The organism is Georgenia sp. Z1344, assembly GCF_057652375.1.
In genome coordinates, this window is the sequence record NZ_CM172728.1 from 773,618 (window position 1) to 798,042 (window position 24,425).

Genomic DNA, 24,425 nt, shown 5'->3' on the forward strand with positions numbered 1-24,425 from the left:
GACCCCCGTGGCACGCTGGTCGCATGTGCGGGCGCTACGCGAGCTTCAAGCAGGCCCAGGACCTGGCCGACGTCTTCGACGTGACCCAGGTGGCCGAGGAGGTGGCAAGCCTGCGGCCGTCGTGGAACGTGGCGCCGACGCAGGACGTGCTCATCGTCGTCGAGCGGCTCGTCGATGCCGAGGGACGCATCGCGGGGCACGAGGGGTCCGGCGAGGCGGAGGGCCCGCGGCGCAGCATGGAGGTCGCGCGCTGGGGGCTCGTCCCGCACTGGGCGAAGGACCCGTCGGTGGGCAACAAGATGATCAACGCGCGCAGCGAGACGGTCGCGGAGAAGGCCTCCTTCAAGGCCCCTCTGAAGAAGAACCGCTGCCTCGTCCTCGCCGACGGCTACTACGAGTGGCAGGCGCCCGAGTCCGGGAAGGGCCCGAAGACCCCCTACTTCATCACCCGGTCCGACGGCGCACCGATCGCCTTCGCCGGCCTGTTCTCGTGGTGGCGGCCGAAGGATGAGCCCGACGCCGACTGGTTGTGCACCACGACGATCCTCACCGCCGCCGCCGAGGGCGAGATGCGCGAGCTCCATGACCGCGTGCCCGTCATCCTCGAGCCGGCGGACATCGACGTCTGGCTCGACCCGACGGTGACCGACCCGGCCGAGGCGCTCGCGGTGCTCGGCACGGGCACCCCGGACCTCACATGGCACGAGGTCTCCCGGGACGTCAACACGCCGCGCAACAACTCTGCCGAGTTGGTCGAGCCGGTCGCGTCCTGAGCCGGCTGCTTCGTGACCCGACGGCGGCGTGACGCGGTCCCGTCCTCAGCCGGGCGGCGCGTAGTCCCGGGGACGGACGGCCCCCTCCGACGGCGGACGGACGCACCCGCCCGTCCGCATGCCTAGGGTCGTCCGCATGAGTGGGGACGACGCGGCTGCGCCGCCGGCCGGGTCGGCGGACCCGGACCTGCGCGCCCCCGGCCGCGACGCGCTCATGGTCCGGGTGCCGTGGCCCGGGCACAGGGACGTTTTCATCGCCGTGCTCGCGGCGCTCGGGGTCGGGTTCGCCTCGCTGGTCCTCGGGTTCGCGAGCCGCCCCGGGTACGGGTTCGGAACCCTGAGCGACGAGGCGCGCCTCGTCCTCATGTGGCTCGACACCCTGATGATGTGCGCGGCCGTGGCATGGCGGCGGGTCGCCCCGGAGGCGTCGGCGGTGGTCGTCTACCTCGGCGCGCTCGCCCACGTCGTGGTCGGCGTGCCCTTCCACCCCGTCGACGTCCTCGTCCTGCTCTCCCTGTACTCCGTCACCGTCCACGGCACCGTGCTCGGCCACCGCCTCGCGATGGCCGGGGCCGTCGCAGGTGCGGTGGTCCTCGCGGTCGCGTTCGGCGTGCCCCGGCTGTGGAGCGGCCCCACCCTCCTCGTCGTCACACTCGCGGCCGCCGGGCTCGCCGCCGGCGCCTGGGGCCTGGGGCTCCTGCGCCGCACCGGCATCCAGGAGCGCGCCCGGGCGGAGGAGATCGAGCGGCTCGCCGAGGGGCAGCGGGACCGCGACGCCCGGCTCGCCGTGTCCGACGAGCGCACCCGCATCGCGCGCGAGCTGCACGACGTCGTGGCCCACACCCTGTCCGTCGTCATCGCCCAGGCCGACGGCGGCCGCTACGCCTCCACGAGCGACCCCGTGGCCGCCGAGCGGGCCCTGACGACGATCGGCGAGGTCGGCCGCGCGGCCCTCGGCGACATCCGCAGCATCCTCGGGGTCCTGCGCGCCGACGACTCCGGCGCCGCGCTCGTCCCCCAGCCCGTCGACGAGGACCTCGACCGCCTCGTCGACCAGGTCCGCGACTCGGGCCTGGCCGTCTCCGTCATCCGGCTCGGTGCCTCCCGGCCGCTCCCCGCCGGCGCCGGCCTCATGGTCTTCCGGATCGCGCAGGAGGCCCTGACGAACGTGCTCAAGCACGCGGGCCCGGCAGTCGCGGTGACGATGCTCGTGCAGTGGACCGACGACGGCCTCACCCTCCAGATCGACGACGACGGGCGGGGCGCCGCCGCCCGCGGCGACGGCCAGGGGCAGGGCCTGGTCGGCATGCGCGAACGCGCCTCCGTGCTCGGTGGCACCCTGCGTGCCGGGCCGCGACCCGGGGGCGGCTTCCGGGTCCGCCTCGAGCTGCCGGTCCGCCCCGGCGCGGCGGCGTCGGCGAGCGCCGCCGTCGACGCGACGAGTTCCGAGGCAGGTCCCGAGACCGGCCGCCCGGCCGGAACCGAGCACACCACGACCCCGACCCGACCCCTCGCCGAGGCGGGTGCACCGCCCGGGGCGAGCTCCGCCGTCGGGCACGGACCCGCCGGACCGACCGAGAGGACCCCCGCGTGACCGCTGTCCCCCCGCCCGAGGCGGCCGACCCGATCCGGGTCGTGCTCGTCGACGACCAGCAGCTCGTTCGCGCGGGCTTCGCGCTCGTCATCGGCTCCCAGCCGGACATGACGGTGGTCGGCGAGGCGGGCGACGGCGCGCAGGCCCTGCGGATGCTCGCCGGCGTCGAGGCCGACGTCGTCCTCATGGACGTGCGGATGCCGAACCTCGACGGGCTCGCGGCCACGCGGGGCCTCGCCGAGCGCGCGGCCGGCGGAGGACGGGTGCCGAAGGTCGTCATCCTCACGACGTTCGACCTCGACGAGTACGTCCTCCAGGCGATCCGCGCCGGCGCGTCCGGCTTCCTCCTCAAGGACGCCCCGCCGGAGGACATGCTCGCCGCGATCCGCACCGTGCACGCGGGCGACGCGGTCATCGCCCCGAGCTCGACGCGCCGCCTCATCGCGACCGTCGCCGACCTGCTGCCCGCCGAGGACCGCACTCCGCCGGCCGTCCTCGACGCCCTGACCGACCGCGAGCGCGAGGTGCTCGTCCTCATCGCCCGCGGCCGGTCGAACACGGAGATCGCGGCGGAGCTGTTCGTCGCCGAGGCGACCGTCAAGACGCACGTCGGGCGGATCCTCACCAAGCTCGACGTGCGCGACCGCGTGCAGGCGGTGGTGCTCGCCTACGAGACCGGGCTCGTCACGCCGGGTCGGTAGGTGGGCCGGGGCGAGGTAGGCGGGCCGGACTGCGGTAGGTGGGCCGGGTGACCCGGCCGCCCGCGCGTACGACCCCGGGATGACGCCCGGACCGGACGAGGGGCCGACGACGACGCACCTCCCGCCTTCGTACCGTCGGGGCAGCGCCGGGACCAGGCCCGGCGCCGGAGCGACAAGGACCGCCATGACCGCCGAGACCACGCCCGACCGCACGGGTGCCGACGACACGGGTGCCGACCCGCGCACCGACTCCCCCGGCGACGCCCCGGTGCTCCGCGCCCGCGGCCTGCGCAAGGTGCACGGTCGCGGGGACGCCTCCGTCACCGCGCTCGCCGGCGTCGACCTCGACATCGCGCCGGGGTCGTTCACCGCGATCATGGGGCCGTCCGGGTCGGGAAAGTCGACCCTGCTCCACCTGCTCGCAGGTCTCGACTCGGTGACGTCGGGGACGGTCCACCTGGGCGACACCGCGCTGACCTCCCTCGGGGACACGGCGCTCACGCTCCTGCGCCGCGAGCGGATGGGCTTCGTGTTCCAGTCGTTCAACCTGCTGCCGATGTACACGGCGCGGCAGAACATCCTCCTGCCCCTCGAGCTCGCCGGACGCGACGCGAACGAGGAGTGGCTGGTCCAGCTGGTCGACGTCCTCGGGCTCGGCGACCGCCTCACGCACCGGCCTGCCGAGCTGTCCGGCGGGCAGCAGCAGCGCGTCGCGATCGCCCGCGCGCTCGTCACCCGGCCCGACGTCGTCCTCGCCGACGAGCCCACCGGCAACCTCGACCTGCGCACCGGGTCCGAGGTGCTCGCGCTCCTGCGGACCTCGGTGCGCGAGCTCGGGCGCACGGTCGTCATGGTCACCCACGACCCCGGCGCCGCCGCGCACGCCGACCGCGTGGTCCTCATCGCCGACGGCCTCGTGCGCGGCGACATCGACCACCCGACACCGTCCTCCGTCCTCGCCGGCCTCGATGCCCTGCGACCCGAGAACGAGGTGGCGTGATGCTGCGGCTCGCCGCGGGGCAGGCACGGCACTCGGTCGGCCGCCTCGCCGCCGCCGGGCTCGCGATCGTGCTCGCGTCGGCGTTCCTCACGCTCGCACTGCTCACCGGCCGCGCGGTCGACGACGGCGCCCGCGGGGTCCTGCGGGCGGCTCTCGGTCAGGCCGACATCGTCCTCAACGGGGTCGAGGTGGACCTCGAGGACCTCTCGGCCCTGCGGGAGGTCGACGGGGTCGCGCAGGCCACGCCGACGTTCACGACCTGGGTCGGCGTGGGCGCGGGCGACTCCGCCACCTGGCTCCCGCTCGCCGCCGCACCGGAGCCCGGGGCCGAGCCGCCCGTCGACCTCGTGGCCGGGACGTGGCCGACCGCCGAGGACGAGGTCGTGCTCAGCGAGGAGGCGAGCCTCTGGGCCGCCGCCGGTATCGGGGACCCGCTCGAGGTCGGCGCGCAGACCGTCGACTCGGACGGCAACCCGGTCGAGGTCGACGGGACCGAGGTCGAGGTCGTCGGGATCGCCGAGGACCTCAGCCCGGTCCTCGGCATACCGACGACGACGATCTACGTGCCCGAGACGACCGCGTTCGAGCTCGCGCACGCGAGCGACGGCACGGGGGCGTGGGCGGTCGGCCTGTCGACACAGCCCGGGGCGGACGAGGACGCCGTCGCGTCCCGGGTGCTGGACGTCGCCCGGAGCACGGGGGCCGGCGGCGACCACGCCGTGACGGTCACGGCCGACGAGTACGTCGACGCCCGCCTGCAGGAGGTCTTCGGGTTCCGGGACGTCATCGGCATGGCAACGCTCCTGTTCGCCGGCCTCGCCCTCGTCGTCGCGGGTCTCGTCATCGCCAACACCTTCCAGGTGCTCGTGGCCCAGCGGGCCCGGACCCTGGCGATGCTGCGGGCGGTCGGGGCGACGCGGCGGCAGGTGTGGGCCTCCGTGCTCGCCGAGGCGGCCGGGCTCGGCGTGGTCGCGAGCGTCGTCGGCGCCGCCCTCGGGTTCGGCGTCATGGCGCTCGCGCTGCGGCTGTGGAGCGACTCCGGGCGAGACCTCGGCATCCCACTCGCCGGGACGGTCGGGCCGAGCCCGACGACGATCGCGCTCCCAGTCGTCGTCGGCACGGTCGTCACCGTCCTCGCAGCGCTGCCCCCGGCAAGGCGGGCGAGCGCCGTCGCGCCCGTCGAGGCGATGCGGCCCGCGCAGGCGCCGACGCTCCTGCGCGGCTCGCCGGCGCGTCGGGCCTGGGGGATCGCCCTCGCCGCCGCGGGCGTGGCCGCGATGACCGGGGCGCTCGTCGTCGCTGCGCAGCTCGGCGAGGGGACCCCGGCCGACTCGACGATCCTGCTGATGATCGGCCTGCTCGTGCTCGGCGTCGCGCTGCTCGGCCTCGGCCTGCTCGTCGGGCTCGTGTTCGTGGTCCCGCTCGTCGCGCGGGTGCTCGGCGCGGTCCTGGCCGTGCTCTCCCCCGGGCCGGCGCGCGCCACCGTGCGCCTCGCCACCGCGAACGCGACCCGCAACCCGCGCCGGACGTCCGCGACGACGATGGCGCTGGTCATCGGGATCGGCCTGGTCACCGGGGTGACGACGGGGACCGAGTCCGTCCGGGCGTCGTTGGAGCAGGAGCTGTCCTCCCGGTTCCCCGTCGACGTGGCCGTCCACAACCCCGCCTACGGTTCCGACGGGCCGGTCGCGCTCGAGGAGGACGTGCTCGCGGCGGTCGAGTCCGTTCCCGGGCTGGCCGCGACGATGCAGGTGACGTCCGCCGACCTCGTGATCGAGGTCGGCCCGGGCACTGCCGCCGGCGACGCGGGAGCGGTCGGCATCGGCTCGATCGTCTACGGCGTGCCGCCGGAGGCGGAGGACGTCCTGCGGGACGGGCTGCCCGAGGGGCTGACGGACGAGTCCGTGGTGCTGCCGGCGTCCCGGGCGCGCGAGCTCGGCGTCGAGGGCGGCGACACGGTGCTCGTCGGCCTGCCGGACCCGCAGACGTGGGAGCTCGACGAGTCCACGCAGCGGGAGATGACGGTCGTCGTCACGCAGCACGGGGACTCGCCGCTGCTGACGGAGCACGCCGTTCGCTCCCTCCTCCCCGACGCGGTTCCCTCTGCGGTGTGGGCGCGCATCGACGACGCGGCGGACGTCGAGGACGTGGTCACCGACGTCCGCGAGGCCGGACGGGCCACGGCGACGGCCGGGGCGTCGGTCGCGGTCGAGGGGTCCGGCGAGGAGCGGCTCGTGTACGACGAGGCGATCGACCGGGTGCTCGTCGTCGTCGTGGGCCTGCTGGCCGTGTCGGTCGTCATCGCGCTCGTCGGCGTCGCGAACACGCTCTCGCTGTCGGTCGTCGAGCGGCGACGGGAGATCGCGACGCTGCGGGCCGTGGGGATGACCAGGCGTCAGGTCCGGGGGGCGCTCGCCACCGAGGGGGTGCTGCTGACCGTGGTCGGGACGGGGGTCGGCGCGGCGTTCGGGCTCGCGGCCGGATGGGTCGGCATCACGTGCCTGCTCGCCGCCACCGAGCTCGCCACGCTCGCCGTCCCGTGGGCCGGGCTCGGGCTCACGCTCGTCGTCGCCCTGGTCGCGGGCGTGGTCGCGTCCGTGCTGCCGGCGCGCAGCGCGCTGGGGGTCTCGCCGGTGGCGGCGCTCGGGGCGGAGTAGGACGTCGGGCCGGACGGGCGGACGGGCCGGCGGTGTGTGAGGCCGGTGCGCGGGGCCACGGAGGTTCGTCGGAGGGCGCGTGGGGCCGCGGAGGTCCACGGACACCCGCGCCTGTGACCTGCGGCCTCGCGCGCGGCTGTCCACAGGGGCGCGGCGAGCGGTCGGCGGCGCGCGGGATCGTCGGTGGCATGCCCGAGCCGCCCCCTGCCTCCGCGACGGACCCGGAGGACCTGTCCGCCGTGCTCGCGGCCGACCGCCTCGCGGTGGTCGACTCCGGGCCGGGGGTCGGGCGGATCGTCGCCGTCGGACCCTCCCCCGTCCGGGTCGGTCGCGGTCCGGACCGGGTCGATCTCGGGGACGCCCGGCTCTCGCGGGACCACCTCGAGCTGCGGGCACGGTCCGGCCGGGTCGAGGCGCGCGACCCGGGGTCCCGGCACGGCACCCGGCGGGCGGGTCGACGGATCGGTGAGCGGCGAGGTGGGCGCGCGGTCGGCGCGCGCTGGGAGTCGGTCCCCCTCGGATCGGTGCTCCTCGCGGGCGCCGGCGCGGTGCGCGTGACCGTTGGCGCGGGGCGGCTCGTCGCGCCGCGGCCGGTCGTCCTCCCGCCCGGTGGCCGCCGGGGCCTGCGCGCGCTCGCCCGGCTCGCGCCGATGCTGCTGGCGCCGCTCGTCATGGTGCCCCTGCTCATGGGCTCCTCGGCCGGGCCGTGGCGGTTCGCGATCCTCGCCGTCCCGCTGGTCGCGGTGGGGATCTGGCTGCTGTCGGAGCGCGAGCCGGGCGCCCGCGTACCGCCCCGGCCGGGCGCCGCCGAGGTCCTGCTCCTCGCGGGCGCCGGGGTGCGGCCCACGGACGGGCCCGGGGACGTCCTCGTCCTGCGGATCGCGTCGGGCGCCGCGCGGGTGCGTCGTCGTCGGGGTGAGCTGCGCGTGAACCCGGGGGACGCCGTCGGTCTCACGGGGCCGGGCGCCGCCCGCCTCGCACGCTGGCTGCTCGCCCAGGTGCTCACCCACGAGCCGACCGCGACGGCGGACGTGCCCGCCGGGTGGGTGGTGCCGTCGTCACGCCGGCCGGTCGGTGACGCCGGGGCCGGGTCCCGTGCGGGTCCGCGGGGGGCGCCGTGGCACGTGTCGGTGGTGGTGGCCGGACCCGGTGACCGGGCTCCCGACCCGCCCCGCGACCGCCGCCACCTCGTCCTCGTGGTCGCGGACGGCCGGCCACCCGCGTGGCGCACCGCGACCATCGGCGCGGACGAGCACGCGGGCGTCTCGCCGGCCTGGTCGCGGCGGCACGCCCGGGCGCTCGAGACGTCCGGGGCGGCCGGGGACGCGCTGCCCACGAGCGTCCTCCTCACCGACCTGCTCGGACCGGTCACACCGGCCGCGGTGCGCCGCCGCTGGTCGGTGTCGTCGGGCCTGCGGGCGTCCGTCGGCCTGGGGGCGCACGGGCCCGTGGCGATCGACCTCGTCGCCGACGGGCCGCACGCCCTCGTGGCCGGGGCGACGGGCGCGGGCAAGTCCGAGGCGCTCACCGCCTGGCTCGTGGCGCTCGCGGCCACCCGGTCACCGGCGGACCTCGCGATGATCCTCGTCGACTACAAGGGCGGGTCCGCGTTCACACCGCTCGCCCCGCTGCCGCACGTGGCCGCGGTCCTCACCGACCTCGAGCCCGCCGCCACGCTCCGGGCACTCGCCTCGCTCGGCGCCGAGCTGCGCCGCCGGGAGGTCGTCCTCGCCGAGGCCGGGGCGAAGGACGTCGCCGACCTGCACGCGCGCGGGGGCGCGATGCCGCGGCTGCTCGTCGTCGTCGACGAGTTCCGGGCACTCGCCGACGATCATCCGGCCCTGCTCGCCGACCTCGTCCGGCTCGCCGCCCAGGGGCGCTCTCTCGGGCTGCACCTCGTGCTCGCCACGCAGCGCCCGTCGGGGATCGTCGGGCCGGACGTGCGGGCGAACATCACGGTGCGGCTCTGCCTGCGGGTACTCGAGGCCGCGGACTCGCGCGACGTCGTCGGGACCGCGCGGGCCGCCGAGCTCCCCGCCGTGCCGGGTCGGGCCGTGCTACGCACCGGGGTGCCCGAGGAGGTCCAGGTGTCCTGGCTGGGGCCGGCGGGATCGGGGCTCCCGTCCGATGCCGTGGCGGCGATCCGGGCGGCCGCCGACGGCGCGGCGCCACCCGCCGTGCCCTGGGCACCTGCGCTTCCGGAGCGGATCGGGCCGGGCGGGATCAACCCCGCGACCGGGGCGCCGATCTCGTCGACCACCGCGGCGCTCGTCGACGAGCCGGATCGCCTCACGCTCGAGCCGTGGGAGTGGGACGGGTCGGCGCTGCTCGTGCTCGGCGGACCGGGCACCGGGCGGACGACCGCGCTGCGCGCGCTGGGCGCCGCGGCGGGGGCGGCCGGTCGGCGCGTGCACGTGGTGGGCGGGCCGGCCGCGGTCGGGTCCGGTAGTGCCACGGCGACGATCGCCCCGACCGGAGACCCGCGCCTGGTGCTCCGGCTGCTCGAGCTGCTCGGGTCGGCGGACTCGACTCCCGGTCAGGTGCTGCTCGTCGACGACGTCGAGCTTCTCCTCGACCGTCTCGACACCGCGCTCGGGCCCGGCCAGTCGCTCGCCGCCCTGCCCGTCGCCCTGCGGTCGGTGCTCGCACGGGGTCACCATCTTGCGCTCGCCGGGGCGCCGGCGAGCGCCTCGGCCCGGTGGGCGGAGGTCGGGCGGGCCCGGCTCGTGCTCAGCCCGCGCGACGTCACGGAGGCCACGCTCGCCGGGGTCGACCGCGCGATGACGGTCGGGGCGGCGGTGCCCGGTCGGGCGGTGCTCGTGCGGCCGGCCGGTCAGCGGGTGGTCCAGGTCGTCGACGCCGCACCGGCGCTGCCCGGGGAACCCGCGGGGGACGTCGGGGGCGTGACGACAGGGACAGGCGTTCCTCTCCTCCGCCCGCTCCCCCGCACGGCCACCGACCTGGCGCTCACCGCGGCCGAACGGGCCGGTACCGAGGTGTGTGTCGGCGTCGGGGGCGACGACGCAGGTCCGGTGGCCGTGCCGTTCCCGCCCGGCGGGACGCTCCTCGTGGTGGGGCCGGCGGGATCGGGGCGGTCGACCGCGCTGGGGAACGTTGCCGGGCGCCTGACCCGTGCCGGTCATCGGGTCGTCCGGGTACGTACAGGCGGCGGCACGGGCCCGGTCGGCTCAGCGGCGGTCGGCGCGGGCACGGTCGACGCAGTTGACGTCGGTGCAGCGGCGGTCGGCGCGGAGGATGTCGTCGTCGGGGATGTCGTCGTGGTCGACGACCTCGACCGACTCACCGGCCCCGAGCTCGATGAGGTCGCCGCGCTCCCGTCGCGCGGCGCGCGGGTGGTCGCGGCCGCCGCGACCCTGGCCGTGCTCTCCGCGCACCGCCCGCCGCTGTCGACGTGGCCGGTTGGCGCGCTCCTGGTGCTCCGCCCGGATCTGCCGCTGTCGGCCCGGCTCGTGCCCGGCGGTCTCGGCGACGGCGCCGATCCACTCGCAGCAACAGTTCCGGGGCGGGCGGCACTGGTCCGTTCCGGCCGCGCGACGCCGGTCCAGCTCGTGCACGGCGCCCTCGACCCGGACGGCCGATGACCCGCCCCCTGTGTCGAGGGTGCGGGTGAGCCCCCACGTGCACGAGCCACACTCTCGACCCCGAGCCGCACTCTCGACCGAAACGGACACCCCGACCGGGTTCATCGAGAGTGCGGTTGGGGACCCAACCGCAATCTCGACATGCACGAACCGCAATCTCGACGAAGGACGCCCTGAGCCACACTCTCGACCACGAACCGCAATCTCGACGCGCACCAACCGCAATCTCGACGAAAGGCGGGGTCAGCGCGCCGGGCGGTAGCGCATGAACGCCCGGGAGGCCGGCCACAGGATCGCCCCGACGCCGACGAGGCAGGTGAGCGCCGCGGCGATCGCACCGGCGAGCGGCAGGCCGATCGTCAGCACCGAGACACCCGCGAGGATCCACCACGTGATCAGCGCGCCGCGCACCGCGGCCCGCCCCTGCCCCACCGCACGGGCACCGAGCACGAGGAGGACCGCCACCGCGACGTAGAGGACCCCGAGCATGACCACGGTCGAGCGCACGACCACCTCGCCCGAGACGAGGTCGACCACGAGCCCACCGGCCACGACGAGGAGGGCCACCGCCTGGAGGAGGCACACGACCTGCACGATGCGGACGGAGGTCGGGACGGTCGGGGAGCTCGTCGGGGTCGGCACGGCGCCACCCTAGGTCGTCGAGCGTCGGCTACCACGACGTGTCCGGCGGGTGTACGGACGGGGAGGAGACGCCCGTCATGCTGTGAGCAAACCCACGCTGCTCACCTGAGCAAGGCGCGAGACGGAGCCTTGTGGGGCGATGGTGCGCGTGGGATTGTTGGTGCTCGCAGCGACTACATACATCGCACGGCGAACACCCCCGACAACCGGTTCGGGCAGCCGTGCGTGCTTGGAGGAACAAGTGGACTGGCGTCACCGAGCCGCATGTCTGACCGAGGACCCGGAGCTCTTCTTCCCGATCGGGAACACGGGCCCGGCCGTCGTCCAGATCGAGGCGGCGAAGGCGGTCTGTGCCTCCTGCTCGGTGGTCGACACCTGCCTCAAGTGGGCGATGGAGAACAACCAGGACTCCGGCGTCTGGGGCGGACTCTCCGAGGACGAGCGCCGCGCGCTCAAGCGCCGCACCGCCCGCGCCCGCCGCGCCGGCTGACCTCCCCCGCGCCTCCGGCGCCTCCCGCGCCTACCGCAGCGGGCGACCCAGCCGGTCGGTCCGGCCCGATCCCAGCGACCTCGGCCGGCCGACCCGCACCTTCAGGTGGACCTCGGTCCCGCCGTCGGTCCCGCCGCGCCACTCGATGGTGCCGCCGAGCTCCCCGGCCACGAGGGTCTTGACGATCTGCGTGCCCAGGCCGGTGAGCACCTTGCCCTCGGCGAGCCCCACGCCGTCGTCGGTCACATAGATCTCGAGGCTCTCCTCGTGGTGCTCGACCCGGACCACCACCGTCCCCGGACGGCCGGACAGGCCGTGCTCGACCGCGTTCGTGATGAGCTCGGTGAGCACGACGGCGAGACCCGTGGCCACGTCCGCGGGCACGAGCCCGAACCGACCGTCCATCCGGGTGGTGACGTGTGCGTCGGGCACGGCGACGTCCGCGGCGAGCGCGAACACGCGGCCGAACACGTCGTCGAAGTCGACCACCTCGTCGAGCCCCTGGGCGAGCGTGTCGTGGACGAGGGCGATCGTCGTCACCCGCCGCTCGGCCTGCCCGAGCGCCTCCCTGGTCTCCTCGTTCCCGCTGCGCCGGGCCTGGAGCCGCAGGAGCGCGGACACGGTCTGCAGGTTGTTCTTCACCCGGTGGTGGATCTCCCGGATGGTCGCGTCCTTGGTCAGCAGCTGCTGCTCGCGGCGGCGCATCTCGGACACGTCCCGGCACAGCAGCACCGCCCCCCGCCGCTCGCCGTTGTCGGTGAGCGGGATCGCGCGCAGGGAGAGGATGACCCGCCCGGCCTCGACCTCGGTCCGCCAGGCGGCCCGGCCCATGACGACGACGGCGAGCGTCTCCTCGATCGCGCCGGCCTCCTCGAGCAGGTCCGTGAGGACCTCCGCGAGAACCTCGCCGTTGAGGTCGCCGATGAGACCGAGCCGGTGGACGTTGCTCAGCGCGTTCGGGCTGGCGAACGTCACGCGCCCCTCGAGGTCGAGCCGGATGACGCCGTCGCCGACCCGCGGGGTCCCGTGCCGGTCGCCCGACGGCGTCCCGGGCTGGGGGAACTCCCCCCTCGAGACCATGGCGGCCAGCGCGTCGCCCATCTCCATGTAGGCGACCTCGATGCGGGAGCGCATCATCGCGGGCGAGACGACCTGCTCGCGGCCGAGGACGGCCACGTAGCGGCCGTCGTGGTGCACCGGCTGCAGGACGGTGCGCACCTGCCGGCCGTCGTCGCGCACGAACTCCCGCGTGTGGGTCCCGCCGTCGGTCATCGCGTGCCGGACGAGCTCGGCGAGCTGGCGGTCCGGACGGGACCGGACCGCGTCGTCGTAGTGGACCGTCGCGCCGGTCTGCGGGCGGCAGTGGGCGGCGACGACGAACCCGTCCTCGCCGTCGGGCACCCACAGCAGGAGGTCGGCGAACGCGAGGTCGGCGATGACCTGCCAGTCCCCCACGAGCTGGTGGAGCCACTCCACGTCCCCCGGGGAGCCCGGGTGCGAGTCGGTGAGGATGTTGGACAGCGTCGGCACGAGCCCCAGCGTACGGCGGGCCGGACGCCTTGCGGACCAGCTGCCCGCACCCCGCCGCGCGGCTCGCCGGGGTCCGGACTCGGATCCGTGCCGCGGCCCGGCTGCGCCTACCCTGGAACCAGACCCTGGAAGAGATGGAGCACGCATGCGCTTCGACCACACCGTCGAGTTCCCCGCCTCCCCCGAGGAGGTCGCCCGGATGCTGGCGGACAAGGACTTCACCGACCGTCGGGTGCGGGCCGCCGGCGCGACCCGCCACACGGCGTCGATCACCTCGGGCGACGACGGCTCGTTCACGCTCGACGTCGAGGCCACGATCCCGACGACGATCATCCCCGCGACCTACCGCGGGCTGGTCGGTGACAGCTTCGTGGTCCGCATCGAGGAGCAGTGGTCGGCCCCGGGCGCGGACGGCGGCCGCACGGCGGAGTTCGGGCTCAACGTCTCGGGCGTCCCGGCCCGCGTCAACGGCACCCAGGCGCTCCGGCCGATCGCCGGCGGCTCGACGGCGCTGGACTACCGCGGGGACGTCACCTGCTCGATCCCGCTGCTCGGCCGCAAGATCGAGTCGGCCGTCGTCGGCGCCGTCGACACGGTCCTCGAGGCCGAGCGCCGTGTGGGGATCGCCTACCTCGCGGAGCAGGCGGACGAGCAGGGCTGACGCCCTCCGCCGACGACGACGAACCCCCCGGGAGGGCCGTCGTCGTTCGCCGTCGGACGTGTCCCCGGCGTCCGCCCGGCGCGTCGCCGACGTGGGCCGCCCGGGCCCCGACCGGGGAGGGCGTCAGCGGCCTGCGGGCAGGTGGCCGAGCCGGTGCAGGGTCGTCGAGACCGCCTGCTCCCGCAGCATCGTCAGCAGCTCGCGGCGTCCGGTGGCCAGGACGGGCGCGGTCGACACGTCGTAACGCACGTCGGCCACCAGGTCCGCCAGCTCCTCGCGCTCCGAGCCGAGGACGCGCACGCGGCCCCGGCCGCCGGCCAGCCGCCCGACGAACGCGTCGGCCCCCTCGGCCGCGGCGACGTGCTCGGTGAGCCGGCGCAGCGCGCGCCTGGCGGGCTCGCCCTCGGTGGCCCAGGACTTGAGGTGCGCCGACAGCTCGGGGTGCAGCGAGACCCGCACGAGCGTGCCCGTGACCTCCCCCGCGAGCAGGAGGCGGACGAGGTCGACCGTGCGCGCGTCGGCCCCCGCCCGCACGTGGAGGACCGGGAGCTGCCGGTAGCGCAGGACGTTCGACTCGACCTCGAGGCCGGTGGGGTCCTGCTCGCGGCCGAGGTCGTGCTCCCACACGTAGGCGTCCGATCGGACGGCCGCCCGCAGCCAGCGGCGCTCCGACTGCACGGGAACGATGCCCGTGAGGTCGGCGAGCGCCGCGCGCACCTCGGGCGAGGGCTCGGCGGCCCGCGCGGGCAGACCGTCCTCGATCCACGACCCGAGCTGGGTGACGTAGTTCGGTCCGCCCGCCTTCGCACCGGGGCCGACCGAGGAGTCCTTCCAGCCGCCGAACGGCTGCCGGCGCACGATCGCGCCCGTGCAGTGGCGGTTGACGTAGAGGTTCCCGGCATCGACCTGGTCGCTCCAGCGCTCGATCTCCTCGGGGTCGAGGGAGTGCAGCCCGGAGGTGAGCCCGAAGTCGGTCCGGTTGACGACCTCGATGGCCTCGTCGAGGGTCTCGGTGCGCACGAGAGCGAGGACTGGGCCGAAGAACTCGGTGAGGTGCGCGCGGGAGCCCGGGGCCACGTTGTCGAGGACGCCGGGCGACCACAGGCGCCCCTCGCCGTCGAGCCGGCGCGGGCGCACGAGCCAGCTCTGCCCCTCGTCGAGCTCGGTGAGCGCGTGCAGGAGCCGGCCGGATGCGGGCTCGGTCAGGGGGCCGGTCGTCACGCCGAGGTCGTCCGGCATCCCGACGCGCAGGGAGGACACGGCGTCGACGAGCTGACGGCGCAGGCGGTCGCTCGTGCCGGCCTGTCCGACGAGGACGGCGACGGAGGCGGCCGAGCACTTCTGCCCGGTGTGCCCGAACGCCGAGCGCACGAGGTCCGCGACGGCGAGGTCGTAGTCCGCCGACGCCGTGATCACCATCGCGTTCTTGCCTGACGTCTCGGCGATCACGCCGTGGCCGCCGGGCCGGCCGGCGCGCCAGCCGGCGAAGAGGCGGGCGGTCTCGGTCGACCCGGTGAGGACGACGCGGTCGACGTCCTCGTGGGTGATCAGCCGCTGCCCGACCTCGTTCTCGCGGGCGCGCAGGAACTGGACGACGTCGGGGTCCAGGCCGCCGCGCTCGAGCGCCGTGCGCAGGGTGTCGACGACGATCTCGGCGAGCACCGGCGTCTGCGGCGCGGGCTTGACGATGACGGCCGAGCCGGCGGCGAGCGCCGCGGCGGTGCCGCCCGTGGGGATCGCGACGGGGAAGTTCCACGGCGGGGTGACGACGACGAGCCGGTCGGGCTCGAAGCGCGCGCCGTCAGTGTCGAGGTGGTCGGCGAACAAGCCGAGGTCCTCCGCGCGGTCGGCGTAGTAGCGGAGGAAGTCGACCGCCTCGGAGACCTCCGGGTCGGACTCGTCGACGAGCTTCCCGGCCTCGGCGGCGGCCTGTCCGACGAGCTCGCCGCGGCGGTCCTCGAGGTCGTCCGCGGCCGCTCGCAGGACGCCCGCCCGTTCGCCCGGCTCGAGCGCCGCCCACGTGGCGCGGGCCTCGAGGGCCCGGGCGACGGCGTCGTCGACGGCGCTGACGCTCGTCGGGGCCGGTGAGGACGGCTCGCGCCGGGGCGCGGCGAGGTGCTCGGCGGCCCAGACGCGGGAGGCCGCGAGCGCCGGGTCGGTGTCGACGGCCTGGACGAACCGGGTGTCGGAGCGGACAGGTGCCCCGGTGCGGCGCGGAGCGGGGGCCGGAGACGCGGAGGCGTCAGCCGCGGCGACGTAGTCGCGCTCCTGGGCCTCGAGCTCGCCCGGGTCCCCGGAGGCGAACGCGTGGACGAAGTTCTCCGGCGCGGCCGCCTCCTCGAGGCGGCGCACGAGGTAGCCGATCGCGGAGTCCATGTCCTGCGGGGCGACGACCGGCGTGTACAGGACGATGCGGCCCGCGTCCGCGGCGACGGCCCGGGCCTGGGCGGGCGCCATGCCCTGGAGCATCTCGACGTCCACCATGTCCGCGACCCCGCGCCCGGCAGCGAGCAGGTGGGCGTGGGCCACGTGGAAGAGGTTGTGCGAGGCAATGCCGATGCGCAGGGCCCCGACGTTCTCGGGGCGCAAGGCGCGATCGAGCAGGCGCAGGTAGGCGGCGTCGGTCTCGGCCTTCGTCGTGAACGGCGCCTGGTGCCACCCGCGCAGCTCGGCCTCGACGCGCTCCATGGACAGGTTGGCCCCCTTGACGAGCCGGATCCCGATCGGTGCTCCCCCGGCGTCCCGGCGGCCGCGGGCGAACGCGACGAGGCGGTCGAGCGCGGCGGCGGAGTCGGGGAGGTAGGCCTGGAGGACGATGCCGGCCGAGAGGGCGGTGAACTCCTCCTCGGCGAGGATCGACGTGAAGGCCTCGACGGTGAGGTCGAGGTCCCGGTACTCCTCCATGTCGAGGTTGACGAACACGTGCTGCTCGCGCGCGAGGGCGGCGCGGTAGATCGGCCGCAGCCGCTCGCCGACCCGCTCGACGGTGCCCTCGGTGTCCCAGGTCGAGATCTGCGGGACCAGCGTGGAGACCTTGACGGAGACGTGCTCGACGTCGGGCCGCGAGACGAGGTCGAGGGTGCGGCGCGCGCGGTCCGCGGCCTCGGTCTCCCCCAGCACCGCCTCACCGAGGAGGTTGAGGTTGAGCCGCTCCCCGTCCCGGGCGGCGCGCTGCAGCCGGTCCGTCAGCGCGGCGTCGGTGGCGTCCACCACGAGGTGGCCGACGAGCTGACGGAGGCGACGCCGGGCGAGCGGCACGACCACCGAGGGGGCGAGCCGGCCCACCCGGGCACCCGCGCCGAGCATCGCCCGGTCGAGGCCCGAGAGGAACGTGGCCCCGGACGCGGAGCCGATGCGGGACAGCTCACGCGCCGCGACGGCCAGGTCCTCGGGCCGGGCGACCCGGTCGACGAACCGCACCGCGAGGTCGAGGCCCGCCGGGTCGGCGAGCAGGTCGGCGAGGCGCCGGGTCGCGGCCCGTTCCTCCGGGCGTTCCCCCGCGGCGCTCGCCTCGGCCCAGCTGCGGGCGAGGTCGATCGCGTCGTCGGCCGGGGGTCCCTCCGTCATTGACCGAGCATCCACCGGTGCGGGAAGGCGAGCTCGGCGGCCGCGGCGGGTCCCCACGAGCCGGGCGCGTACGGCTGCGGCTCGGGACGCTCGCCGTTCTGCAGCGGGGCGAACGCCTCGAACGCGGCGCGGAGCCCGTCAGCGGTCGTGAACAGGGACCGGTCGCCGAGCAGCACGTCGTGGATGAGCGACGCGTACGGGCTCAGGGCCTCGCTGCGGGGGACGTCGTTGAGGTCGAGCTGGGCGCGGCCCGAGGAGAAGGTGAGCTCGGGGCCGGGGGTCTTGACCGTGATGTTGAGCGAGACCGCGCCGGCTCCGGCGAAGTTGACCTCGATCGTGTTGGGCTCGAGGCCCTCGTCGAACAGCGGGCCGTCCGGGCGGCGCAGCACGAGAGTCATCCGCTGGGCCTTGACCGCCATCCGCTTGCCCGTACGCAGGAGGAACGGGACCCCGCGCCAGCGGTCGGTGTCGACCCACACGCGGGCGGCGACGAAGGTGTCCTGCGTCGAGTCGTCCGGCACGCCCTCGAGGTCCCGGTACCCCTCGAACTGGCCGAGCACGACCTCCTCGGGGTCGAGCCGCAGCGCCCGCAGCGCCCGCTCGCGCTCGACGAGGATCTGCTCGGGGTTGCGGATGTCGAACGGCGGCTCCATCGCCACCTGGCCGACGACCTGGAAGAGGTGCGTGACGAGCATGTCGAGCGCGGCGCCGGTCTGCTCGTAGAAGTCGACGCGGTCGGCCACGTCGAGGTCCTCGGGGACGTCGATCTGCACCTGCTTGACCGAGTGCCGGTCCCACTCGGAGCCGAAGAGCTGGTTGGCGAACCGGAGCACGTAGATCGTCTGCACGCCCTCCTTGCCGAGGAAGTGGTCGATGCGGAAGATCTGCTCCTCGCGCAGGACCTTCTTCACGTCCCGGTCGAGCTGCTCGAAGGACTTGAGGTCGGTGCCGTAGGGCTTCTCGAACACCACGCGGGTGGACTCGGTGATGAGCTCGTGCTCGGCGAGGCCCCGGGTCACGGAGCGGAAGCCGCTCGGCGGGACGGCGAGGAAGTGCACGACGAGGGGCTCCTCGTTGGCGGCCGCCCACATGTCCCGGTAGATGCCGTCGATGACCTCGGGCAGCTCGGACTCGTCGCCCGGGCCGAAACGTCCGGTGGCGTAGTACAGGTGCGTGAGGATCTCGTCGACGTCCTCCGGCAGTCCGCCCGGGCTCTCCGCCAGGCTCTCGCGGACGCGCTCGCGGAACTGCTCGTCCGTCAGCGGCTCGCGGGCCGAGGCGATGACCGCCCACTGCTCCGGCATGAGCCCGCGGACGCGGATCTCCGCGATCGCGGGGAGCACCATCCGATGGGCGAGGTCACCGGACGCCCCGAAGAGGGTGATGATGACTGCCTTGGGGGCGACGAGCTCTGGGGCTTCTGCGCGGCGGGCGTTCACGCCCCCCAACCTAGAGCACCGCGCACGGGCGGCGCAGTCCCTCGGCCGCGCGCGTCCGCGCCGCGCGTGCCACGATCGACGGCATGACCGCCGAGCCACGCACGCCCGCGACCTCCGCGACACCTGCGACCCCTGCCGCCGACGACCCGGACCTCACGGTCGCCCGCACCGGCGTGCGGACCGCGCTGGGCACCAACTCGCGCGGCGCCTCGGTGCGGATCGGCGGCGACGGCGCCCCGGACGCCTTCACGCCCGGCGAGCTCCTCCAGATCGCGCTCGCCGCCTGCGAGTCGCTCTCGGCCGACCACCGGATCACCCACGCCCTCGGCGAGGACGCGCAGGTCGTCACCCGGGTCCGACGTGACAAGGACGACGCCGAGAACCGGTACACCGACCTGCACGTCGACCTCGCCCTCGACCTGGCGAGCCTCGAGCCGCTCGCGCGCGAACGGCTCCTCGAGCGGATGGACAAAGCGATCGAGCGCCACTGCACCGTGGGGCGCACGCTGCGGGCCGGCACCCGGACGACGCTGACGGTGACCGACTCCGGAGCTGCGGACGGTGTCGATGCGGCCGACGGCGCTGGTGGCGACTCCGCCTCCGGCACGGGTTCCACCTCCGCCCCCAGCGCGGGTGCTGATTCCGCCTCGGGCATGGCCGCCGGGACCGACGGGGCCGCGCGATGAGCGCCGCCGACCGGACCTCGAACGACGCCGACCTGCCCGCGACGACCTCGCCCGACGACGAGACCCCCGGTGCCGACCGGGCCGTCAGCGTGACGGACGAGGGTGACCGACCGGCGTCGGGCACGGACACCACGGAGGAGGTCGTCACGCCCGGGCGGTTCAAGCGGTTCGTCGACACCGCGGTCCGGGTCGAGGGCCGCCGCGCGCGGACGAAGGTGCGCAAGCTGCGAGAGCGGATGTGGCGGCAGAGCCCGAGCCGACTGCTCAAGCAGCTCGAGCGCGACTACGTGCGGTCGGTCGCGCGGATCGGTGGGGCCGTCGGAGCCACGGCCGCGTTCCCGGTCCTCGGCACCGCGCTGGCGGTCGGGATGACGAGCGCCCAGGTCGCCGCGTTCGTCGACGCCTCCGCCCGCTACGTCCTCGCGGTGGCCGAGGTGCACGGCATCCACGTCGACGACGTCGAGAAGCGCCGCACGCTCCTGCTGTCCGCCCTGCTCGGCGAGGAAGGCTCGAAGCTCGTGTCCGGGCAGATCGGGTTGAGCGGGATCGGCTGGGCCCGCACCGCGCTCGGTCAGCTCTCGTCGGGCAGCGTGCGGTCGGTCAACCGGGCGCTCACCCGGCAGCTGACGAAGGCCGGGGCCAACCGCGGGATGCAGCTCGCGCTGGGCCGACTCGCGCCGTTCGGCATCGGCATGGTGCTCGGCTACCGGGGTGCGCGGGCGCTGGGCCGTGACGTCGTCAAGGGCACGCAGGCCGCCTTCGGCCCGCCGCCGGAGCGGTTCGCCGACGACGCCTGAGCGCACCTGCTCCTGCTCCTTCTCCCTCCCCCGCCGAGCAGTCGGTCAACGCACCGAACCGTCGGTCTCCCGCCGAGCAGTCGGTCAACGCACCGAGCCGACTGTCAACGCGCCGAGCCGACTGTCAACGCGCCGAGACATGGGTCAACGCGCCGAGCCGACTGTCAACGCGCCGAGACACCGGCCGCCGCCCCTCCACTCGACACGTCCACCGACTCTTCGGCGGCGAACCGACTCCTCGACGGGCCTCCGCACAGCCGCACCGCCGCGCACACCCGTCAGCCTTGAGCGAACGAGACTCAACTTTGCTTCCCGCATCCACTCAGGGACGCAACAATGGGGTCATGACGCCGGGCGACCCACCCGGCCCCGACCGAGGAAGGACCCCACCCATGGCCACCTACCGCACCGCCGACCCGTTCCGCGAGCTCGAGCGCATGCTCAACCCCATGCGTCAGGCGCCGAGCTCGCCCGGCATGCCGCTCGACCTCTACCGCTCCGGCGATGCCTACGTCGCCACGATCGACCTCCCGGGCGTGGACCCGGCGTCGATCGACGTCGACGTCGAGGACCGCACGCTCACCGTCCGCGCCGAGCGCACCGCCGGTGCGCCGGAGGGGGCCGAGTGGCTGACCCACGAGCGGCCCTCGGGCACGTTCGCCCGCCAGCTCACGCTCGGATACGGCGTGGCGCTCGACCGCATCGAGGCCACCTACGCCGACGGCGTCCTCTCGCTGCGGATCCCGGTCTCGGAGGAGAACCGCGCCCGCAAGATCGCCGTCACGCACGGCACGGGCTCGACCACGATCGACGCCGCGTCGACCGGCTCCGCGACCGACTCCGCACCCCAGGAGCACACCGCGCAGGCCTGATCGCCCCCGGCGCCTCGCACGACGCCGGACCGACCCCGACGGCGGCCGGACGCACCACGCGTCCGGCCGCCGTCGTACGCCGTCGTACGCCGGGCCACCGTGCTCCCCCTCCGCGCGCACACGCCGGGCCATCGCTCGTGCCGCGCCGCCGTCGTGCGTGCCACTCCGCCGCACCCGGCCGGGCCCTGTCGACTCGCCGCCCGACCGACCTACGATGACCCGGTGACGACCACTGCACCCGCGACCGTCGGCCCCACCACCGTGAGCACCGCCTACGAGGACCTCCTCCGGCTGGTCATGGAGACCGGCGCCAGGAAGTCCGACCGCACCGGCACCGGCACACGCTCGGTCTTCGGCCACCAGATGCGCTTCGACCTCGCCCAGGGGTTCCCGCTGGTGACGACGAAGAAGGTGCACCTCAAGTCGATCGTCGGCGAGCTGCTGTGGTTCCTCTCGGGCGACTCCAACGTCCGCTGGCTCCAGGACAACGGCATCCGCATCTGGAACGAGTGGGCCGGCGAGGACGGCGACCTCGGCCCCGTCTACGGCGTCCAGTGGCGCTCGTGGCCCACGCCGGACGGCAGCCACGTCGACCAGATCAGCGCGGTCCTCGAGCAGCTGCGCACCAACCCGGACTCGCGCCGCATCCTCGTCTCGGCCTGGAACGTGGCCGAGCTCGACAAGATGGCGCTCATGCCGTGCCACGTGATGTTCCAGTTCTACGTGGCCGACGGGAAGCTGTCCTGCCAGCTCTACCAGCGCAGCGCGGACCTCTTCCTCGGCGTGCCCTTCAACATCGCCTCCTACGCGCTCCTCACCCACATGGTGGCCGCGCAGGTGGGGCTCGAGGTCGGCGACTTCATCTGGACGGGCGGCGACTGCCACGTCTACGACAACCATGTGGACCAGGTGACCGAGCAGCTGAGCCGCGAGCCGTACCCGTTCCCCACGCTCCGCCTCGCGCCGCGGAAGTCGATCTTCGACCACGAGATCGCCGACGTCGTCGTCGAGGGCTACGAGCACCACCCGGCCATCAAGGCACCTGTCGCCGTCTGACCGTGCCCATCCCCGACGACGACGAGCCCGGCACCCTCGCACCCGGCCCCGACCTCGTGACCGGCCCCGGCGCGATCTGGGCGCAGTCCCTCGACGGCGTCATCGGCGACGGCACAGCGATGCCCTGGCACGTGCCCGAGGACCTCGCGCACTTCCGCACCGTCACCCGTGGCCACACGGTGGTCATGGGGCGGCGCACCTGGGCCTCCCTGCCCGAACGCTTCCGTCCCCTGCCGGGGCGGCTCAACGTCGTCCTCACCTCCGGTGACCCGGCGGACTTCCCCGGAGCCCGCACGACGCCGGAGCTCGCCGAGGCGCTCGACCTCGCCGGGGAGGACGGCTGGGTCATGGGCGGTGGCCAGGTCTACGCCGCGGCCCTGCCGCACGTGCGCCGCGCGGTGATCACCGACATCGACGTCACGCTGGGCGACGACCCGACCCTCGTGCGGGCGCCCATGTTGGACCCCGCCGAGTGGGTCGAGGTCGCCCGGGAGCCGGCCGTGGGCTGGCTGACGTCGTCCACAGGCACGCGCTACCGGTTCCGCGAGCTCCGCCGCCGCTGAGCCGACGCCGCCGGCGGTGGGGCCTCGGCCACCGCGGTCTCCCGTGCCTCTCGCCGCGACAGGGCGGACCTGGCGTGCTTACGGTGCACGTCCGGCACCACCAACCTCATGGATGGAGCGAACGATGATTCTCGGCCGCATCTCCAGGCTCGTGCGCCGCACGACCCGTCCCGCCCCCGGCCCCACCGCGCGGCGCCGAGCACCGGGCGGACGCCCCGTCTCCGGTCGCAGCATCGGCGGCACGGTCGCCCGCCTGCTCCGCGGGCGACGGCTGCCCTGACCGAACCCGGCTCCTCGGCGTCGGGCGCCCGCTAGCCAAGGCCAACGGGCGCCCCACGGCCGAACGTCCCGGATCCCCCGCCTCACCTGGTCATACACTCGAAGGTCCGCGCCCCCGCGCGGTTACTCCGTCCGACGACGCCCAGGAGGAACCGTGTCCAACGCTCGAGTCCGCACCATCGGCCTGCACATCGCCGACGTGCTCGGCCGCTACGTCGACGCCATCCCCGAGGGGCAGGGCCTCACCCTGCTCGACGAGATCAAGCTGACCGTCGCCGGCACCGCCGCCGCCCCGGCCGTCAACCTCGCCCGCCTCGGGGTGCCGATCGCGACGACCGGCGTCGTCGGTGAGGACGCCCTCGGTCAGTTCGTCCGCGACCAGATGACGCGCGAGGGCGTCGACGTCTCCGGGCTCCGCAGCTCGGCCGCTGCCCCGACGTCCGCGTCGATGCTCAACATCCGTCGCGACGGCTCGCGCCCGGCGCTGCACGTGGTCGGCGCCAACGGCCAGATCTCCGCCGACGACCTCGGGGACTCGATCCTCGAGGGCATCGAGCACATCCACCTCGGCGGGGTCGGCCTCATGCCGGGCATCGACGGCGACACGTCGGTCGAGTTCCTCCGCCGGGCCAAGGACCGCGGCATCACCGTGACTGTCGACCTCCTGCCCACCGACGGCGGGGCGTCCGACCACGCGGCGCTCGACCCGATCCTCCCTCTGATCGACTACATCCTGCCCTCGGACGACGACTCGCTGCTGCTGACCGGCGCCGAGACCTACGCCGACGCCGCCCGCTGGTTCCTCGACCGCGGCGTGGGCACGGCGATCATCACGCTCGGCGCCGAGGGCGTGTCGATCAGCTCGGGCGACAGCATCGACGTGCGCTACCCGACCACGACGGTCGACGTCGTCGACACCACCGGCTGCGGCGACGCCTTCGCCGCCGGCTTCATCCGCGGGCTGCTCGACGGCGAGCCCGTCGAGGAGGCGGCGCGCCTCGGCATGGCGTGCGGGTCGCTCGTCGCCACCGGCCTCGGCTCCGACGCCGGCCTCGAGTCGTACGAGCAGGCGAACGAGTTCCGCAAGCAGCACATCCCGACTGTCTGACGGCGCTCGGCCGGGTGCGCGGCGAGGTGCACCCGGCCGGATCGCCCCACACATGCACGAAGGCCCGGACCATGTGGTCCGGGCCTTCGTGTGCGCCTGGCGCGTAGTAGCGGGGACAGGATTCGAACCTGCGACCTCCGGGTTATGAGCCCGGCGAGCTACCGAACTGCTCCACCCCGCGGCGACTCCTCAACATTACGACACGGGAAACGGGGACTCAACCGGCGTGGACGTGGGTCCGCTCACCATTGGCTCCGACGCTCCTCCTCACCGGTGGGGGGCAACCGGCACGAATCAGGGCCTATTCGTGCCGCCCTCCCCCCCCCATCGGTGGAGCTCGGTGGAGCCGGCTCGCGTGGAGCAACCCCGGGTCGAGCACGCCCACCTCCCACGACAACGGCCCCCGAC

General features: G+C 74.9%; 19 protein-coding genes and 1 tRNA gene. 15 read left to right on the forward strand and 5 right to left on the reverse strand.

Going from position 1 to position 24,425, the window contains the following annotated elements; translation table 11 throughout:
• Positions 1-23 precede the first annotated feature (23 nt).
• The 6 genes from AC24FB_RS03435 to AC24FB_RS03460 all read left to right on the forward strand — a co-directional run bounded on the left by AC24FB_RS03435 (position 24) and on the right by AC24FB_RS03460 (position 10,327).
• Positions 24-773 carry an SOS response-associated peptidase gene (locus tag AC24FB_RS03435; protein WP_425714478.1) on the forward strand — a complete coding sequence of 250 codons (750 nt, stop codon included), beginning with the start codon at positions 24-26 and terminating at the stop codon, positions 771-773.
• 136 nt (positions 774-909) lie between these two features.
• Positions 910-2,367, forward strand: coding sequence for a sensor histidine kinase (locus tag AC24FB_RS03440; RefSeq protein ID WP_425714479.1), 1,458 nt, complete (start codon positions 910-912; stop codon positions 2,365-2,367).
• A complete protein-coding gene (locus tag AC24FB_RS03445; RefSeq protein WP_425714480.1) occupies positions 2,364-3,068 on the forward strand; it encodes a response regulator in 705 nt (234 codons plus the stop codon). The genes AC24FB_RS03440 and AC24FB_RS03445 overlap by 4 nt, the downstream gene beginning before the upstream one ends.
• A gap of 184 nt (positions 3,069-3,252) precedes the next feature.
• The gene (locus AC24FB_RS03450; protein WP_425714481.1) at positions 3,253-4,068 is read left to right on the forward strand and encodes an ABC transporter ATP-binding protein; all 816 of its coding nucleotides are present in this window, start codon (positions 3,253-3,255) and stop codon (positions 4,066-4,068) included.
• Entirely contained in the window at positions 4,068-6,725 is a 2,658-nt protein-coding gene (locus AC24FB_RS03455; RefSeq protein ID WP_425714663.1) for an FtsX-like permease family protein, read from the forward strand. Before AC24FB_RS03450 ends, AC24FB_RS03455 begins: the two co-directional genes overlap by 1 nt.
• Positions 6,726-6,913: 188 nt before the next feature.
• The gene (locus AC24FB_RS03460; protein WP_425714482.1) at positions 6,914-10,327 is read left to right on the forward strand and encodes an FtsK/SpoIIIE domain-containing protein; all 3,414 of its coding nucleotides are present in this window, start codon (positions 6,914-6,916) and stop codon (positions 10,325-10,327) included.
• A 243-nt stretch (positions 10,328-10,570) separates the two neighbouring features.
• On the opposite strand, the gene AC24FB_RS03465 is transcribed toward AC24FB_RS03460, so the two are convergent.
• On the reverse strand, positions 10,571-10,969 hold the full coding sequence (locus AC24FB_RS03465) for a hypothetical protein (RefSeq protein WP_425714483.1): 399 nt from the start codon (positions 10,967-10,969) through the stop codon (positions 10,571-10,573).
• Between the two features lie 241 nt (positions 10,970-11,210).
• Here AC24FB_RS03465 and AC24FB_RS03470 point away from each other — a divergent pair, with 241 nt between their 5' ends.
• On the forward strand, positions 11,211-11,459 hold the full coding sequence (locus AC24FB_RS03470) for a WhiB family transcriptional regulator (RefSeq protein WP_425714484.1): 249 nt from the start codon (positions 11,211-11,213) through the stop codon (positions 11,457-11,459).
• Between the two features lie 30 nt (positions 11,460-11,489).
• On the opposite strand, the gene AC24FB_RS03475 is transcribed toward AC24FB_RS03470, so the two are convergent.
• Positions 11,490-12,989 (reverse strand): sensor histidine kinase, encoded by a 1,500-nt coding sequence (locus tag AC24FB_RS03475; protein ID WP_425714485.1) that lies wholly within the window; start codon positions 12,987-12,989, stop codon positions 11,490-11,492.
• 145 nt (positions 12,990-13,134) lie between these two features.
• Between AC24FB_RS03475 and AC24FB_RS03480 the strand changes: the two genes are divergently transcribed.
• Positions 13,135-13,650 carry a DUF2505 domain-containing protein gene (locus AC24FB_RS03480; RefSeq protein ID WP_425714486.1) on the forward strand — a complete coding sequence of 172 codons (516 nt, stop codon included), beginning with the start codon at positions 13,135-13,137 and terminating at the stop codon, positions 13,648-13,650.
• 123 nt (positions 13,651-13,773) lie between these two features.
• On the opposite strand, the gene AC24FB_RS03485 is transcribed toward AC24FB_RS03480, so the two are convergent.
• Together AC24FB_RS03485 and AC24FB_RS03490 are read right to left on the reverse strand one after the other, a co-directional pair.
• Positions 13,774-17,217, reverse strand: a complete 3,444-nt coding sequence (locus AC24FB_RS03485) for a bifunctional proline dehydrogenase/L-glutamate gamma-semialdehyde dehydrogenase (RefSeq protein ID WP_425714487.1) — start codon at positions 17,215-17,217, stop codon at positions 13,774-13,776.
• Positions 17,214-18,656: a glucose-6-phosphate dehydrogenase gene (locus tag AC24FB_RS03490; RefSeq protein ID WP_425714488.1), complete on the reverse strand. Its 1,443-nt coding sequence runs from the start codon at positions 18,654-18,656 to the stop codon at positions 17,214-17,216. Before AC24FB_RS03490 ends, AC24FB_RS03485 begins: the two co-directional genes overlap by 4 nt.
• 83 nt (positions 18,657-18,739) lie before the next feature.
• On the opposite strand from AC24FB_RS03490, the gene AC24FB_RS03495 reads away from it, so the two are divergent.
• From AC24FB_RS03495 to AC24FB_RS03525, 7 genes are all read left to right on the forward strand, one after another.
• Positions 18,740-19,342, forward strand: a complete 603-nt coding sequence (locus AC24FB_RS03495) for an OsmC family protein (protein ID WP_425714489.1) — start codon at positions 18,740-18,742, stop codon at positions 19,340-19,342.
• Positions 19,339-20,139 (forward strand): hypothetical protein, encoded by an 801-nt coding sequence (locus AC24FB_RS03500; RefSeq protein WP_425714490.1) that lies wholly within the window; start codon positions 19,339-19,341, stop codon positions 20,137-20,139. Before AC24FB_RS03495 ends, AC24FB_RS03500 begins: the two co-directional genes overlap by 4 nt.
• A 392-nt stretch (positions 20,140-20,531) precedes the next feature.
• Positions 20,532-21,011, forward strand: a complete 480-nt coding sequence (locus AC24FB_RS03505; RefSeq protein WP_425714491.1) for an Hsp20/alpha crystallin family protein — start codon at positions 20,532-20,534, stop codon at positions 21,009-21,011.
• A gap of 297 nt (positions 21,012-21,308) precedes the next feature.
• Positions 21,309-22,067, forward strand: a complete 759-nt coding sequence (locus AC24FB_RS03510; RefSeq protein ID WP_487561398.1) for a thymidylate synthase — start codon at positions 21,309-21,311, stop codon at positions 22,065-22,067.
• A gap of 119 nt (positions 22,068-22,186) precedes the next feature.
• Positions 22,187-22,630, forward strand: a complete 444-nt coding sequence (locus tag AC24FB_RS03515; RefSeq protein WP_487561400.1) for a dihydrofolate reductase — start codon at positions 22,187-22,189, stop codon at positions 22,628-22,630.
• A 124-nt stretch (positions 22,631-22,754) separates the two neighbouring features.
• Positions 22,755-22,910, forward strand: a complete 156-nt coding sequence (locus AC24FB_RS03520; RefSeq protein ID WP_425714494.1) for a hypothetical protein — start codon at positions 22,755-22,757, stop codon at positions 22,908-22,910.
• A gap of 153 nt (positions 22,911-23,063) precedes the next feature.
• Entirely contained in the window at positions 23,064-24,017 is a 954-nt protein-coding gene (locus AC24FB_RS03525) for a carbohydrate kinase family protein (RefSeq protein WP_425714495.1), read from the forward strand.
• Positions 24,018-24,124: 107 nt separating this feature from the next.
• On the opposite strand, the gene AC24FB_RS03530 is transcribed toward AC24FB_RS03525, so the two are convergent.
• Positions 24,125-24,198 (reverse strand) — tRNA-Met (locus AC24FB_RS03530).
• Positions 24,199-24,425: the final 227 nt, after the last annotated feature.

Coding starts and splice junctions, on each gene's coding strand:
- AC24FB_RS03500 (WP_425714490.1), top strand. CDS start 19,339: ATGAGCGCCGCCGACCGGACCTCGAACGACGCCGACCTGCCCGCGACG.
- AC24FB_RS03505 (WP_425714491.1), top strand. CDS start 20,532: ATGGCCACCTACCGCACCGCCGACCCGTTCCGCGAGCTCGAGCGCATG.
- AC24FB_RS03460 (WP_425714482.1), top strand. CDS start 6,914: ATGCCCGAGCCGCCCCCTGCCTCCGCGACGGACCCGGAGGACCTGTCC.
- AC24FB_RS03440 (WP_425714479.1), top strand. CDS start 910: ATGAGTGGGGACGACGCGGCTGCGCCGCCGGCCGGGTCGGCGGACCCG.
- AC24FB_RS03515 (WP_487561400.1), top strand. CDS start 22,187: ATGCCCTGGCACGTGCCCGAGGACCTCGCGCACTTCCGCACCGTCACC.
- AC24FB_RS03495 (WP_425714489.1), top strand. CDS start 18,740: ATGACCGCCGAGCCACGCACGCCCGCGACCTCCGCGACACCTGCGACC.
- AC24FB_RS03435 (WP_425714478.1), top strand. CDS start 24: ATGTGCGGGCGCTACGCGAGCTTCAAGCAGGCCCAGGACCTGGCCGAC.
- AC24FB_RS03455 (WP_425714663.1), top strand. CDS start 4,068: ATGCTGCGGCTCGCCGCGGGGCAGGCACGGCACTCGGTCGGCCGCCTC.
- AC24FB_RS03480 (WP_425714486.1), top strand. CDS start 13,135: ATGCGCTTCGACCACACCGTCGAGTTCCCCGCCTCCCCCGAGGAGGTC.
- AC24FB_RS03510 (WP_487561398.1), top strand. CDS start 21,309: ATGGAGACCGGCGCCAGGAAGTCCGACCGCACCGGCACCGGCACACGC.
- AC24FB_RS03450 (WP_425714481.1), top strand. CDS start 3,253: ATGACCGCCGAGACCACGCCCGACCGCACGGGTGCCGACGACACGGGT.
- AC24FB_RS03520 (WP_425714494.1), top strand. CDS start 22,755: ATGATTCTCGGCCGCATCTCCAGGCTCGTGCGCCGCACGACCCGTCCC.
- AC24FB_RS03485 (WP_425714487.1), bottom strand. CDS start 17,217: ATGACGGAGGGACCCCCGGCCGACGACGCGATCGACCTCGCCCGCAGC.